Below are 13,947 nucleotides of genomic sequence, written 5' to 3'. Positions count from 1 at the left end.
GGTTGCACAACCCGGGGTGGAAACTATTGGATGCCGATCACCCCGGAAACCTGGAAAGTTTTGCATGCCGGTTTACACTTCGCCCGACGCATCGTCGGCTGGCGGGTGAGTAGCTCAATGCACACGGACTTCGTGCTCGATGCTCTGGAGCAAGCCCTGTTCGCCCGCCAGCCTGGACGCGAGGATGCGCTGATCCATCACTCGGACAGAGGTTCGCAGTATGTCTCGATCCGTTACAGCGAGCGTTTGGCCGAAGCGGGGATAGAGCCGTCGGTGGGCAGCAAGGGCGACAGTTACGACAACGCCCTGGCAGAAACAATCAATGGTCTATACAAGGCCGAGATGATCCACCGGCGAGCCCCTTGGAAAACCAAGGAATCCGTGGAGTTGGCGACCTTGGAATGGGTGTCCTGGTTCAACCATCACCGGCTGCTTGAACCCATCGGCTATATCCCGCCGGCAGAAGCTGAGGCAAACTACTATCGGCAACTCGCCAATCAGGCCGCTACCGCGGCCTGACTTAAACCAAATAGCCTCCACGGAACCCGGGGCGGTTCACCCTTCTTATTACATTGGCCTTTGTTGCCATACTCTCGATAGGCGGCTATAGCATCCTGCCGTCGCGCAGCAATGCAGCAGAAGTAAAAATCATCACTGAAAAGGTTGTCCCGAGTGCATTGGCATCGTCGGATCTGGTATCCCTGCTCAAGGATGTGCAGTTAACCACGATCACGCTGGTTACAGCACCTGATACCACCGTCGCGGCGCAGGCTCGCGATACGCTGACCCTGCAGAAAGCGCAGCTGAAAAAAAGCTGGACCATCAGTATTTCCAAGCCAATAACGCCACGCAATGGGGTTTGTTGCAACAGGCTCGCGAAGGCATTGAAGATTATTTCGCGGCAATCGACGACACTGCCCAATTCAAATTTTCCGGCCAGACAGAGTTGGCCGAAGCCAGCCTGTTTGCCGGTGCGGTCAAATGTCCGTAATCAGTTTGGCCCCGCCCCAGACAGCGAAAAATGCTTGCATCTGAGACAACGTCGGCAATGGATCAACTTGCTGCCGTTCAGGTTTTCAGGTCGTACGGAAAGTACCGTGCCCATACCTGCCATTGTCAGAAACGGAAGCGGCCGTTCACCATTTTGACCAGAATAGTAAAAAACGGCCATTCAGGTTGCGGAGTCAGGGTGTTGGCTTGAATGGCTGCAATGCTTCCAGGTCCGGTCATTGGATGTTCGAGCCGGCATTTCGGAACCCGGCCATGACCGGTCATCCAGTATTCTCCTCCATTGCGGACAGTGACCCCTCGCCCTGATCCAAAGCAGCCATTGGTACCGCGGCGCACAAAATTTCCCCTGAAAGGCAGGAGCACAACGATAGCTGCCACTGGCGGAGTGCAACCGGCGAGGTTTGTGCGGCAGCTTATTGAGGGGGAGCAGTCATACAATGTGGCGAGTGGCCGAGAACTCATCGGCCTTATGTAAAGCTTCGCATAAGGCCGAGGACTGGGCTTCGGCCATTGCAGCCATTGACTGCGGTAATTCCAATGGCCGTTGTCGCGCAGATTACTGTCGTTGAGCGGGTGTGAGACCCCAACTGCCGCCTTCTCCACAGGCGTAACTGCACCGTACCCAAATCGGGAATGGTGGGCTTAAGCAATCTCCGTTCAGGAGCGATCGGCGTTATCCATGCGTGCATGAAACACTGGCTACATGTCACGGCGTGCATCATCTATTTTCTTGCGACAATTTGCCCAAGCACAATCCGCCCCTCTTGAAGGTTTCTTCCTTGATTTTGCGCCATCTCCCGAAAATCAGGCCCTAGGAGCAGATGAAACCCAAGAGGTGGAAAGCCTTCCTGGCGTATCTTCTCCGCCAGGGACACAAACCAGGCACGCGCTACGTCTGTCGTGTCTGACCATTCTGAAATGGTAAATCCAGCAGCCTCAACAAGCCTGCGCAACTCGCTCGGCGAAACAAGGAAGCTCGTATCCGACGTACGCGCCCACGGGACGGGAAACAGGACATCTCCAGCAGGACCGGCCAATACGTCATAGATTGCGAGCGTGCCGCCAGGCTTCAGAACTCGATACATTTCTTCGTACAGCCTGGATTTGTCTGGAATATTCATGGCAACATGCTCTGTCCAGACAATATCGAACACACCATCATCAAACGGCATGTTGGTCGCATCCCCCTGGCGATAGTCAATCAAGTCAGAGAGTCCAACCTTAGACGAGAGCATTGCTGCGGTACGGCAATATTCATCGGTGAGGTCAATGCCAGTGACACGGCAACCGAATTCCATGGCAAGACACCGCGAGGTTCCGCCTACGCCGCTCCCGACATCGAGAACATGCTTGTTTGCATCGATACCCGCAGCACGGGCCAGCTCAAGCGTTGCAACCCGGCCGCGGATATGGAACTCATCAACAGGTGCCAAATCTGCTGGCGTGAGGTAATCCAGGTTTTTGCCGGCTTTTTCCAGTGCCGACAAAATAACACTTCCTACCTCTTCCACATGCGGGCGACCGTAATGCATCTGGATTGCTTCATTTACTAAATTCGACATAGACACCACCCACAATTTGAATATGTCTTGATCCCTGCATCATCCCACCAAGTACTTTGCTTGAATCACAATCAGGATTGCCCAGATGATCAGAACAATTCCCAACGGCGTGCTGATATGCCGCCCCCAGGAGAAATTCTTTTCAATAGCCATCAGCATTCCCAAGCCCAACATCCAGAGCAAACTTCCAGTACCCATGGCAAACATCAATAACATCAGGGCCCAGCAGCAGCCAACGCAAAATAAGCCGTGATGGGTACCAATCGCCAACGCCTGCAGTCGCGGATTTCCTCCGCGCCAATGTTCAACCAGGAACCCTGCGGGTGCACGGCAACGCTCGAGGCAGCGGTGCTTTAACTTCGAAAACTGAAACAAGCCGGCCAGCAGAAACGGGCCGGCTACAAAAAGCCAGGCATTGGCTTGTAACCAGGCGCTGCGCAGAAACAGCCAATGCAGCCCATAATCGAAAAAATGGGCCAAAACTCCAAATGCCAGCCATGCACCGAGATAGCCCAGCACGGTCAAGGCCAATAGTTGATGACGCTCCGGCCGCAGTGCCGTCATTCGACGCAAGGCTTCCAGCAAAGGAATGGTGGTGGGTAACATCATGGCTGTAGTCATGAGTACCCATCCCATGACATAGAGCCCCGCCTGGAGTAGCAATTGCTCGAAGCTGGTCGATGGACCCAATTCAGCCAGCCCGGCGTGATGAAGATGCCCCCCCCAATGCGAATGTCCCATCAGCCACAACGTAGCCCATGCCAGCAAACTGATGCCGGTCATGGTGAACAGGAAAATACCGCGTGCAGGCAGTGACTGTTTCATGACATTCACCTGTGCCATTCGCATTGCATGGAAGGGCTGGCTTCAGGCGCTCAGTTGGCAAACCGGAAGTGGCCTTGTACGGAATTGTGCCCGCTCAGATCCACAGTCATATTTAATGCCGGCGAATCGGCGCGGTAAGTTGATGCACTTCCCACGTAGGCAGGGGAGCCAGGAATCGAGCTGAATATGGTATCCACCAAGGTCGTTGGTTGGTTATTGAGACCTCGGTAACAGCTGATTTCTGCTTCAACAGCCTTGCCAAGACGCACACGCCCATTACCTTCTTCCACCTCGAACAGGATCGGAACGCGTTCGACGCTGACAATTTCCCCCACCAATTGCGCCATATCGGCTACCGGGCCACCCAGCTTCCCGGAAAAAACTGACAAGATAGCTTCTTCTTGTGCTGGTGTTGCGCGTTCATCGATAAATGCCTGCGCACGCCAATTCCCAGCCGTTACGTTGCCTGGAATATGGGCCAGCATGCCAAAGGTCAGGCCGGAAACATCAACACCTTCGACTTCACCCTTTTCAAAATGCCAAACCATCGTGCCGTCACACGATCCGCCATCCGGATCAGCACCAACCCAGCACGGACAAATACTTTTACAGGTGCAAACTTCAAGCAGTTTGCCTTCAAGTTCGTAAGCCATGATCGTGCCTCCTTCTTGGTTGCTAAAAAGGAGCGGACAATGATTGGAGAGAGCGTCGTGACGAGAAAAATGGCGGCGTGGACTCTATGCCCGTTCCCATACAGGAATAGAAACAACATTGATAATCATTATTAATATCATGCTCTCAAGCTACTGACCGGCAAGAGGTGCGTGGAGAAAAAGCAGATAGGCGGTATTTGCTATGGACTGTCAATCTACGGAAGTAGTTGGGTGGCTTTAGTTCTCAATGCAGAAGAGTACTATCTTCAGGAGTCACGGTGGCTACAACTAAATGGAGCCATCGTACCGTGCAAATGGCTTAACCCTTGGCCGAGGATTTGCCATTGATTACGAATTCTTCGATGTGTAAGTCGCGATTCGGCGTAATTTCCCACATAACGGCGACTAATCAGCGCATTGCAGACCCAAGCAGCCAGACCAGTGAGTGTCGGCAAAGGCCGATTTGCTCGTATACCAGGTCTGGCAGATTTGTGAGCGGACCGGTCGTTGGCAATGCCTTGGTCAAATGGCCGGTATCAGTTGCGGACCAGCCACAGACAGCGAAAAACACTTGCGTCCGAGACAACGTCGTCAATGGATCAGCTTGCTGCCGTTCAGGTTTCCAGGTCGTACGGAAAGACCGTGCCCTAACCAGCCATTGTAAGAAACGGAAGCGGCCATTCACTATTTTGACCAGAATACTAAAAACCGGCCATTCAGCTTGCGGAGTCAGGGTGCTGGCTTGAATGGCTGTAATGCTTCCAGGTCCGGTCATCGGATGCTCGTGCCGGCATTTCGGGACCCGGCCAATAGCTGTCGGTCGCAGTCCCCGCGAACTTGCCATTCAGATGGCTGCTCCACTCTGAAATCTGCCGGACAGACGATGTCCAGACAGACTTCTCGGCTTCTATAGTTAACGCATACCAGAGTGTCGAGGAGTTCCTGGGCAAATCAACCGTTCTTTCCGGATGTGGTACATCTCGAGATCCGTCCGGATGAAGAAGGGCAATTCCCATGGATTTTTAATGATGAAGGCCTGACGCACCGATTCGAACAGGGGATTGTCCTGCGGAACCAGGGTGGCATGCCCTTCTATGATCGTGTAATTCCATTCGATGGCGCGCTCGAAGGTGTAAGAAGCACGTTCGTCCATCACAAAGAAGCAGTGCGGATTGCGTTTAAGCAGTTTTGACTTGAAGGTTTCCGGAAAGGTGATAAGGAAGATGTCGTCTTCCTGCGTAGAAAGGAATGCCAGTACGGTGGTGTGCGGCTGATTTTGCGCCATCGTAACCAGTACGCCCACCTTGTTGGGATGATCTTTCCCCTCGATGGCCGGTAAAGAGGTTAAGGCTGTGAGCGGTACGGGATTCTCGGCCCGATTGTCCTGAGGGAAGGCATAGTCTGGCGCCTTGATTTCCACGGCCGGAGTAAAACCGTGGAGCAAGATGCACTCTCGTGGCTCCAATACAGCCCAGTCATCTTCCGTGTGAATAACCCGTCCTTTGTACGACGCGCGATAGACGCGGATTGCCGAGTCGAATTCATCAACCCCGCTGCGATTATCCAGATGGATCGTCGCTAGGTCGCCTACGGACAGGTTGTGTCCCCGTGGGAAAAACAGACGCAAGTGGTTATTCCATTGCGGGTATACCCCGCAGATGTGAATGACGATATCGCTCCCTTGGTAAACCGCCAGCACACCAAGAATTTGTTTGCCAAGGTGAGTGACAAGATTCATGACGAGTGCGCCTTTCCAAGTCGTGATGCGGTTCGAATGGGGACTCTCTGCAGTACGAAACGTGCAAGCCGAGAGAAAGAAGGCTGCTATTTTGCCATGTATTGGATGGCACTTCGAATTTCAATCCGGAAAAACTGGCACCGTGCAGGTGCCAGTTTGCTATCGGCCGGATTGCTTGCCTCGGCATCGAACATGGCGGTGTCATTTATCCATGCACGATGGTTTCGCGTATTAAATGAAAGCCGTCTTGTTCGCGACGACGTAATCCTGAAAGCGGGTCAACGGGCGACCCAACAACGCTACGCCATCAGGCGAAACGACCGCGGCCAAGTTGTCACCAAACAGGTTGAACAACTCGACGAGGCCCTTGGCTTGCCATTCCGGCCAGCCGGAACCGAGCAAGGAACTGAGGGTGGTGGCGTTATCCGGCGAGATGTACTGAACCGTCTTGCCCGTCACGTCTGAGAACACACGAGCGAAATCCTCGCCGGAGAGCAGTTCCGGGCCGGTGATGTTGTAGGCCTTGCCTTCATGGCCCTTACCGCAAAGGATATTGGCGGCGATCTCGCCGATGTCACCCACATTCAATGGAGCGAAACGTCCGTCGCGGATGCCGAAATAGAACGCGCCTTGCTTGATGCCATCGGCCCAGCCCACGAAGTTTTCCTGGAAGAAGATCGTGCGCAGGTGTGTCCAGGCCAGACCCGAGGCTTCCAGATACTTTTCACCAGCACGGAATTGGCGGCCGAACAGGATGGCTTCGTATTCGGCACCGACAACGGAATAGAACAGCACGTGCTTGACGCTGCCGGCAGCGACGGCGGCATCGATGGCGTTCTTGGCGTGTTCCTCGCGATTTTCGATATTGCCGATGATCAGGAACAGCTTGTCCACACCCTGGAATGCCGGCGCCAGGGTGGCGGGCTTATCCAGATCGAGAATCACGGTTTCGATGCTCGGGTATTTTTCCAGCAGTGCCTGGGCCTTGGCTTCGGAACGTACGCCAGCGCGAATGATGAAGTCGTCTTTGTGTTGGCGGGTCAGGGCTTCGAGGGTGGCGGTGCCATTGTTGCCGGCGGCGCCAATGATCAGAAGGGTCGGTTTGCTCATGATGTCGTCCTGTCTAAAAAGTTTGTGTCGGTGGGTTCAACCCCGAGCTGTGTTTTGTGGCTGCCCGGATTTGATGAGCGAAGATTAAAGACTTACACTGGCGCAATAAATATTCGTTAACGCAAATGGTTGTTACGTTAAATGCAAGAATATGACCTGATTGCCCTGCGCAGTTTTCTTGCCGTGATCGATACCGGTAGCTTCGTGCGGGCGGCGGAGCAGTTGGAAGCCAGCACGGCCGCCGTCAGCCGACGTATCTCTGGCCTGGAGCAAGCACTGGGCGTGCAGTTGATCAGCCGCTCCACGCGCCATCTGGATCTCACCGAAGCGGGGCAGCGCTACTACGCGGATGTGCAGAATGTCTTCCAGCTGCTAGGTGAGGCCGAGGAACGCGTTCGCCTCGGCCGGGAGCATGTCGCGGGGCTTTTGCGCGTAGCCGCGCCGCTGAGTTTCGGGATTCAGAAAATGGCCGCGGTGTTGCCTGCATTCATGAAGCAGCATCCGAACCTCAAGGTCCAGCTGTTGCTTGAAGACCGGTATACCGATTTGCAGGCCGAGGGGATCGACGTCGCGATTCGTATCGGTTCGCTGCAGGATTCATCGCTGGTCGCCACCCGTATCGGCACGATAGACCGTATCTTCTGCGCTTCGCCCGACTATCTGGCCGCCAGGGGGGAGCCGCTGCAGCCTGAAGACCTGAAGCGCCACTGCTGCCTGCACTACAGTCTGGTCAGTCTGCGCGACGAATGGCGTTCCGTGTTGGGGGAGGCGATCGAGACGATCGAGATCAAAGGCGCACTCTCGGCCAATAATGCCGAGGTGCTGAAGGAAGGCGTCATCCAGGGTATGGGGATCACCCTGTTGCCGCGATTCGTGGTCGCGGATGCCGTCGCGGATGGGCGCTTGCGTCAGGTGCTGTCGGACTTCAGTCCGGAACCCTTCGGCTTGTATTGCGTCAGGCCATCACGTCAATTCACGCCAGCCCGTGTGCGCTTGTTTATTGAATTTCTGCGCCAGTCATTCGGCCAGATTTGATATCAGTCCTCGATGGTTGTCGAAATGCATCCCCTGCAAGCGATTCACAAACCACTTGAGCGCTTTGCCCTTGTTGGAATGACGCCACGCGACCGAGATGGGCTGATGAATACGCTGTTCTTCTAACGCCAAAATATTCAATGTTCCCGCGGCCAGTTCCTGCTGGATACGATACAGCGGCAGGTAGCCCACCCCTAGACCCTGCCGCTGTGCGGCAATTTTCTGCTCAATCGTGGGCACCACAATCCGCGTGCTGCCATCTAGCAGACCTGATGATCGAGCGGGTAAATGTCTGGAACTGTCGGCCACCACCACCATGGTGGCCTCTCGTAGGTCACTCGAAGTCAGCGGCTGGGGCCGCGCATTGAGCGGGTGGTCTTTCGAGACAGCGAAAACAAACTCTACCTGACCCAGGATGTGAGTGGCAAAGCCACTGGATGGCGGCTCACCTGCTGCGCCGATCACCAGATCGCAACGTCCCGAATCCAGGGCATCCCAAGTCCCGCCAAGAACCTCTTCGATCAGTCGTATTTCCGTTCGCTTCTGTTCTGCCTGAAATTCACGCACCAGCGCATAAACTGTCGTGAAGTCGAGTGCGCTATCGATCGCGATCTTGAGTTCAACCTCCCAACCATCCGCTGCAGCCTTGGCTAACAGGGTCAGTTCCTCTGTCGCGCGCAGGATATGGCGCCCCTGCTCAAGAACCAGGTGACCAACTGGCGTCAGTACCGCGCGCTGCTTGCTGCGATCGAACAGTTTGACCCCCAGTTCTTCTTCCAATTTGTTGATGGTGTAGGACAGCGCCGAAGGCACACGAAACAGTTCGTCTGCGGCCGCAGCAAAGCTTTTCTTGCGATCAATGGCATCCAAGACCCGGAGGGCATCAAGAGTGAGCGGAGAGTACATATCATCAAATTTATTGAACAATAATTTCAATAATATCCGTTATTTTTTCACATCGCCGCTATTTAAAATGCAATACATCAATCAGCCACACTGATAAACCACTGGAGAACACATCATGAACAACCCATTTTGCAAACAGATCCTTGCCTCATCTGCCGGTTTGGCCCCGCTGGTGCTGCGCATCCCCGTCGGCATCATCTTCATTGCACACGGCGCACAGAAGCTGTTTGGTGTCTTTGGCGGGTATGGTCTGGAGGGTACCGGCAAATTCATGGCTTCGCTGGGTCTGCCTGCCGGGTACCTGATGGCCTTGCTGGCAGGCAGCGCCGAATTTTTTGGCGGCATCGCCCTCTTGATCGGCCTGCTGGTGCGACCAGCTTCCGCGATCCTGGCATTCACCATGCTGGTAGCCATGTTCACGGTTCATATTTCGAACGGACTCTTCATGAGCAATAACGGATATGAATTTGCGCTGTCACTACTGGCAGTGTCGGTGTCCTTGCTCATCAGCGGCGCCGGGAGCCTGTCCATCGACAGTGCGCTTACCAAAAACAAACAGTAACCCGTTCAGAGGTTGCCATAGGCACCTCTTTGCACCTCGGAGATTTGCATCATGATGGTTTTACGACTCGCACACGAACGCGGTCATGCCCACCAAGGCTGGCTGGATAGTTGGCACACCTTTTCCTTCGCCGACTACTATGATCCCCGGCACATGGGTGTATCGGTGCTGCGCGTGATCAACGATGACCGGGTCCAGCCCGGAAGCGGATTCGATACCCATCCCCATCGCAATATGGAGATCATCAGCTATATCCTAGAAGGGGCGATTGAACATAAGGACAGCATGGGATTCCACACCACCCTCCGTGCGGGTGAAGTCCAGGTCATGAGCGCAGGTACCGGTATTGCGCATAGCGAATTCAATCCCTCCACGAGCGAAGGGCTGCATTTCCTGCAAATATGGGTGCAACCCCAGGTAACCCGCATTACCCCTAGCTACGATCAAAAGAACTTTGCGGGAACACGTGGCATCCAGTTGCTTGTCTCGCCGGATGGACGGGATGGATCACTGCAAATCCATCAGGATGCCTGTCTTTATAAGGTATCGTTGGAAAATGAAACCCAGCATTTCCCGCTGGCAAGCGAGCGCACCTATTACCTGCATGTAGCCCGGGGGAAACTTGAAATCAACGGCCGGGAAATGTCGGCCGGAGACGGTGCAACCATTACAGGTGAAAAGCTGCTTGAGCTTGCGGCATCGAGCCAGGTGGAAGCCTTGCTGTTCGATCTTCCTTAAGAGCTAATGATGGGGCTGCTTATTAATGGCGAGTGGATCGATCGCTGGTACGACACAGCATCTTCGGGTGGATATTTCGTCCGCTCCGACGCCCAGTATCGCAACTGGGTCACTGCAGACGGTCACCGTGGGTCGACGGGCGAAGGCGGATTTGTTGCCGAGCCGGGACGCTATCATCTGTATGTTTCGCTGGCCTGCCCTTGGGCACATCGCACCTTGATTTTACGTGCACTCAAGGGGCTTGAAACGCTCATTTCGGTTTCGGTGGTCAATCCCTATATGGGAGAACACGGGTGGTCGTTTGAGCAGGCCGACGGTGTGATCGCCGATCCGCTGTTCCAGAGCCAATACCTCCACCAGATCTACCTGCGCGCCAAGCCAGACTACACCGGGCGGGTTACGGTGCCCGTGCTATGGGATAAGCAGCGCAATACGATCGTCAGCAACGAATCTTCTGACATCATCCGCATGTTCAATTCTGCCTTCGATGCCGTGGGCGCGCGGGCAGGCGATTTCTATCCAGAGATGCTGCGCCCTGAGATCGATGCGCTGAATGCGCTGATTTACGAGCGCATCAACAACGGCGTCTACCGGGCCGGTTTTGCCACGAGCCAGAACGCGTATGAGGAAGCCGTCCGGCAATTGTTTGAAACCTTGGAACAGCTTGAGACGCGATTGACCAAGCAGCGCTACTTGCTCGGCGAGCGCATTAGCGAAGCGGATTGGCGCTTGTTTACCACGCTAATCCGTTTTGATGCTGTGTATTACGGCCATTTCAAATGCAATATCAAGCGCCTCGTGGATTATCCGAATCTGTGGGCTTATACACGAGAGCTGTATCAATGGCCGGGTATCGCCCAAACACTCAACCTGAGCCATGTCAAAACGCACTACTACCGCAGCCACACCATGATCAACCCGACGGGTATCGTACCGGCAGGTCCGCAGCTGGATTTGGAATATCCTCATGGAAGAGGCGCGAATTGAGCCAGTGCATCTTTCGGACTGAGAAACGGATTAGGCCGCTGAATCCAGTCGAAATCGAATTTTCTGCCAGGACAAAATCGATTGGTTTTTTTGATCAAAGTGCGCTCCAATAACGCCGACAAACGCAGGCGCTATCGATAGCAGCATAAGGACCGGGCAATGTTCCCTTACGATCAGACGATTACGGCAGCCATTCTGGAAACCAGTCTGGATGCAACCTTTACCATCCGACACGACGGCTGCATCGTCGACGTCAATTCGGCGGCCTCGCGTATGTTCGGCTGGTCGCGGGAGGAATTCCTCGGGCGCAATATTTCCTGCATCGTGCCCGCACCCCACAAGAGTCAGCATGACGATTACCTGCACAACTTCAATCCCAGCCGTGGCGTGTCGCATATCCTCGGCAATGGCCAACTGCTGCTGGCCGAACGCAAGAACGGGACGCAGTTCCCCGTCGAAGTGGGCATCTCCAGCTTCACCCTGGAAGGGCAGCGATTCTTCACCGGCTTTGTGCGGGATATGACCGAGCGCCAATTCCATCTTGACGAACTTCAACGCCTGGCCACCCACGACGACGATACGGGCCTGCTCAATTACCGGGGATTGCGCGCTTGGACCGAATTGCATGCGGCAACCAATCACACGACATGCCTGTATCTGCAATTGCATGGTTTTTTCCGTGCGGTCGCGGCGCAAGGTCGGCAGGCGGGTAAGCAGATATTGCTATCTGCCGCCGAACGGCTTCAGAAATGTTGTTCGGATCATGGTGACGAAGTGGTTCTGGCGCGTGTGGGCGAAGCCTCATTCTCGCTGCTGGTTCACGGTGATGCACCGGCATTCGCGCAAGCCTGCCAGCGTGCTATTAATGTGCCGATTCCCTATGCCGGCATGGTGCTGGAAGTCGTTGCCAAGATTGGCATTTCCACCGCCTCTGGCACTTTTGAAAATCGTTTTCGCGAAGCCATGGCTTCCTGCGAGCGCGTGAATCAGGGCTGTGGCGGCATCCTTTCGTTTACCTCCACGCTGGCCGAGCGACTGCAGCGGGAGTTGCTGATCGAAACGCGCCTGCGCCATGCCGTGGAAGAGAATGCGCTGCGCCTTGCGTTGCAACCCAAGCTTGATCTTGGCCGCGAACGGGTTGTCGGCGCCGAAGCCTTGGTGCGCTGGCACGATGCCCAGTTGGGATTTGTCTCGCCAGCCGAATTCATCCCGATTGCCGAGCGCACCGGACAAATCCGGCAGATTACCGACTGGGTCTTGGCGCAAAGCCTCGCGGCCATCCGGCCTTATGCCGGGCACGGCTTCAGCGTTGCGGTCAATTTTTCCTCGCTGGATTTTCAGCAGCCGGACGTGGCGCTACGTGTGCAAACAGCACTTTCAGCTGCGGAAATAAACCCGGCACAGTTGGAAATCGAACTGACCGAATCCGCCGTGGCTGACGACCCGACCGCAACGGCTGGCCGCATGCGTGAACTCAAGTCTTTGGGTGTCGCACTCTCGCTCGATGACTTCGGTACCGGCTACTCATCGCTCTCCTACTTGCGCCAGTTCCCCCTCGATACGCTGAAAATCGACGCTTCCTTTGTGCGTTACACACCGGATAATGCCGATGCCAATGCGATTACCGCCGCCATCGGCGCCCTGGCAGGTGCACTGAATCTCTCGACGGTTGCCGAGGGTGTCGAGACACGAGCGCAGGCCGATTTTCTGAATAAACTGGGGATTGATCATTGCCAGGGTTATTTGTTTTCGCGGCCGCTGGCACCTAATGATTTTGATATTTTTGTTGCTGGGAAGCAGCATTTACCCTGAAGTCATCTGCGTGGGTAATATGCATTTATTGGAATTACCTGTTCTGTGACAGATGCCAACATCTCCTGGTCTGAATGCCAAGCAGTAGAAATGGCCCCCAATGCCACGATCTTGTAAACGCGCCAATACTTAACAGCTTGTCAATTTGAAATATTTCATTTCAAGTAATGAGTTGTTTTGGCCATTTATCCCAATGATATTCAAGTTTTAAAATCCATGTATTTACTCATTTAACATGGAAAAGCAATGAAAGTTGCCATCATCGGAACGGGCAGGATGGGTGCAGGCTTGGCTGCAATTTTTGCCACCACCGAGCACGAAATACGTATTGGCGCTCGTGATGTGATGAAAGCTGTCGCATTGGCGGACAAAGTCGGCCATGGCGCAGTTGGCGGTGGTATTCCCGATGCAGTGAAATTTGCTGATCTTGTTATCTTGGCTTTGCCGTTCGCTGCTGCTGCAGATGTCATCAAGCAAATAGATAGCTTGGCTGGCAAAGTAATCGTTGACATCTCCAATCCGGTCAACCCGGATTACAAGGAGCTTGTCATCGGTCATACCACCTCAGCGGCTGAGGAGATCCAAAAATTGGCACCACAAGCTCAGGTGGTGAAGGCATTCAATACGATCTTTGCGCAGCTGTTAGCACTTGCACAAATACTAATACCGGAATCTCGTCAGGGTGAGATATTGCAAGTCTTTATTGCCGGTGATGATCCTTACGCCAAAACTGCTGTATCTGAATTAGTCCACTCAATCGGCTTCCGGCCTGTGGATGCTGGAGCACTTTCTAATAGTCGCTATCTCGAACCAATTGGTGGAATGAATTTTTACTTTAGCCATTTTTTAGGCAAAATCCCAATTTCAGCTCCAGCCTGGATAAAAATTTAAATCCTTAAAAATTCATTCCATTATTTATCACTGATACATATAACAGGGTGGTGAAAAAGGAACGACCCCAATCAAAACGGGGTCTGGCATAGGCTGAGATAATCCCGACAACCCAAT

At 54.2% G+C, this 13,947-nt stretch carries 14 protein-coding genes; 8 read left to right on the top strand and 6 right to left on the bottom strand.

Annotation, left to right across the window (positions count from 1 at the left end; genetic code table 11):
* Both AC0KVQ_RS15510 and AC0KVQ_RS15505 read left to right on the top strand, forming a co-directional pair.
* Nucleotides 1–519, top strand: a 519-nt coding sequence (locus tag AC0KVQ_RS15510; RefSeq protein WP_473422094.1) for a DDE-type integrase/transposase/recombinase, incomplete at its 5' end; no start/stop codon positions are given.
* 53 nt (nucleotides 520–572) lie between these two features.
* The gene (locus AC0KVQ_RS15505; RefSeq protein WP_473422093.1) at nucleotides 573–1,148 is read left to right on the top strand and encodes a hypothetical protein; all 576 of its coding nucleotides are present in this window, start codon (nucleotides 573–575) and stop codon (nucleotides 1,146–1,148) included.
* Between the two features lie 585 nt (nucleotides 1,149–1,733).
* Here AC0KVQ_RS15505 and AC0KVQ_RS15500 read toward each other — a convergent pair.
* From AC0KVQ_RS15500 to AC0KVQ_RS15480, 5 genes are all read right to left on the bottom strand, one after another.
* Entirely contained in the window at nucleotides 1,734–2,573 is an 840-nt protein-coding gene (locus AC0KVQ_RS15500) for a class I SAM-dependent methyltransferase (protein ID WP_473422092.1), read from the bottom strand.
* Nucleotides 2,574–2,612: 39 nt separating this feature from the next.
* Nucleotides 2,613–3,398 carry a DUF2182 domain-containing protein gene (locus AC0KVQ_RS15495; protein ID WP_473422091.1) on the bottom strand — a complete coding sequence of 262 codons (786 nt, stop codon included), beginning with the start codon at nucleotides 3,396–3,398 and terminating at the stop codon, nucleotides 2,613–2,615.
* A gap of 50 nt (nucleotides 3,399–3,448) precedes the next feature.
* Nucleotides 3,449–4,051 (bottom strand): DUF1326 domain-containing protein, encoded by a 603-nt coding sequence (locus AC0KVQ_RS15490; RefSeq protein WP_473422090.1) that lies wholly within the window; start codon nucleotides 4,049–4,051, stop codon nucleotides 3,449–3,451.
* 913 nt (nucleotides 4,052–4,964) lie between these two features.
* Complete coding sequence (locus AC0KVQ_RS15485) at nucleotides 4,965–5,789, bottom strand: hypothetical protein (RefSeq protein ID WP_473422089.1); 825 nt, start codon at nucleotides 5,787–5,789, stop codon at nucleotides 4,965–4,967.
* 231 nt (nucleotides 5,790–6,020) lie between these two features.
* On the bottom strand, nucleotides 6,021–6,899 hold the full coding sequence (locus AC0KVQ_RS15480; protein ID WP_473422088.1) for an SDR family oxidoreductase: 879 nt from the start codon (nucleotides 6,897–6,899) through the stop codon (nucleotides 6,021–6,023).
* Between the two features lie 141 nt (nucleotides 6,900–7,040).
* Here AC0KVQ_RS15480 and AC0KVQ_RS15475 point away from each other — a divergent pair, with 141 nt between their 5' ends.
* Entirely contained in the window at nucleotides 7,041–7,934 is an 894-nt protein-coding gene (locus AC0KVQ_RS15475) for a LysR family transcriptional regulator (protein WP_473422087.1), read from the top strand.
* On the opposite strand, the gene AC0KVQ_RS15470 is transcribed toward AC0KVQ_RS15475, so the two are convergent.
* On the bottom strand, nucleotides 7,917–8,870 hold the full coding sequence (locus AC0KVQ_RS15470) for a LysR family transcriptional regulator (protein WP_473422086.1): 954 nt from the start codon (nucleotides 8,868–8,870) through the stop codon (nucleotides 7,917–7,919). The genes AC0KVQ_RS15475 and AC0KVQ_RS15470 overlap by 18 nt on opposite strands.
* A gap of 85 nt (nucleotides 8,871–8,955) precedes the next feature.
* Between AC0KVQ_RS15470 and AC0KVQ_RS15465 the strand changes: the two genes are divergently transcribed.
* The 5 genes from AC0KVQ_RS15465 to AC0KVQ_RS15445 all read left to right on the top strand — a co-directional run bounded on the left by AC0KVQ_RS15465 (nucleotide 8,956) and on the right by AC0KVQ_RS15445 (nucleotide 13,830).
* On the top strand, nucleotides 8,956–9,402 hold the full coding sequence (locus tag AC0KVQ_RS15465; RefSeq protein WP_473422085.1) for a DoxX family protein: 447 nt from the start codon (nucleotides 8,956–8,958) through the stop codon (nucleotides 9,400–9,402).
* Nucleotides 9,403–9,453: 51 nt separating this feature from the next.
* Entirely contained in the window at nucleotides 9,454–10,140 is a 687-nt protein-coding gene (locus tag AC0KVQ_RS15460; RefSeq protein ID WP_473422084.1) for a pirin family protein, read from the top strand.
* Between the two features lie 6 nt (nucleotides 10,141–10,146).
* Nucleotides 10,147–11,127 (top strand): glutathione S-transferase family protein, encoded by a 981-nt coding sequence (locus AC0KVQ_RS15455; RefSeq protein ID WP_473422083.1) that lies wholly within the window; start codon nucleotides 10,147–10,149, stop codon nucleotides 11,125–11,127.
* Between the two features lie 159 nt (nucleotides 11,128–11,286).
* Nucleotides 11,287–12,939 carry a putative bifunctional diguanylate cyclase/phosphodiesterase gene (locus AC0KVQ_RS15450; RefSeq protein ID WP_473422082.1) on the top strand — a complete coding sequence of 551 codons (1,653 nt, stop codon included), beginning with the start codon at nucleotides 11,287–11,289 and terminating at the stop codon, nucleotides 12,937–12,939.
* 246 nt (nucleotides 12,940–13,185) lie between these two features.
* Entirely contained in the window at nucleotides 13,186–13,830 is a 645-nt protein-coding gene (locus tag AC0KVQ_RS15445; RefSeq protein ID WP_473422081.1) for an NADPH-dependent F420 reductase, read from the top strand.
* The last annotated feature ends 117 nt before the right edge of the window (nucleotides 13,831–13,947 follow it).

The organism is Formivibrio sp. oc-25 (assembly GCF_055810895.1).
The sequence above is the reverse complement of the archived record's forward strand: the minus strand, read 5'-3'. Positions and strand labels throughout refer to the sequence as shown.

Excerpts from the sequence above, each read along its gene's own strand:
- AC0KVQ_RS15500 (WP_473422092.1), bottom strand. The coding sequence starts at position 2,573 with ATGTCGAATTTAGTAAATGAAGCAATCCAGATGCATTACGGTCGCCCG.
- AC0KVQ_RS15495 (WP_473422091.1), bottom strand. The coding sequence starts at position 3,398 with ATGAAACAGTCACTGCCTGCACGCGGTATTTTCCTGTTCACCATGACC.
- AC0KVQ_RS15490 (WP_473422090.1), bottom strand. The coding sequence starts at position 4,051 with ATGGCTTACGAACTTGAAGGCAAACTGCTTGAAGTTTGCACCTGTAAA.
- AC0KVQ_RS15485 (WP_473422089.1), bottom strand. The coding sequence starts at position 5,789 with ATGAATCTTGTCACTCACCTTGGCAAACAAATTCTTGGTGTGCTGGCG.
- AC0KVQ_RS15480 (WP_473422088.1), bottom strand. The coding sequence starts at position 6,899 with ATGAGCAAACCGACCCTTCTGATCATTGGCGCCGCCGGCAACAATGGC.
- AC0KVQ_RS15475 (WP_473422087.1), top strand. The coding sequence starts at position 7,041 with ATGCAAGAATATGACCTGATTGCCCTGCGCAGTTTTCTTGCCGTGATC.
- AC0KVQ_RS15465 (WP_473422085.1), top strand. The coding sequence starts at position 8,956 with ATGAACAACCCATTTTGCAAACAGATCCTTGCCTCATCTGCCGGTTTG.
- AC0KVQ_RS15460 (WP_473422084.1), top strand. The coding sequence starts at position 9,454 with ATGATGGTTTTACGACTCGCACACGAACGCGGTCATGCCCACCAAGGC.
- AC0KVQ_RS15455 (WP_473422083.1), top strand. The coding sequence starts at position 10,147 with ATGATGGGGCTGCTTATTAATGGCGAGTGGATCGATCGCTGGTACGAC.
- AC0KVQ_RS15450 (WP_473422082.1), top strand. The coding sequence starts at position 11,287 with ATGTTCCCTTACGATCAGACGATTACGGCAGCCATTCTGGAAACCAGT.
- AC0KVQ_RS15445 (WP_473422081.1), top strand. The coding sequence starts at position 13,186 with ATGAAAGTTGCCATCATCGGAACGGGCAGGATGGGTGCAGGCTTGGCT.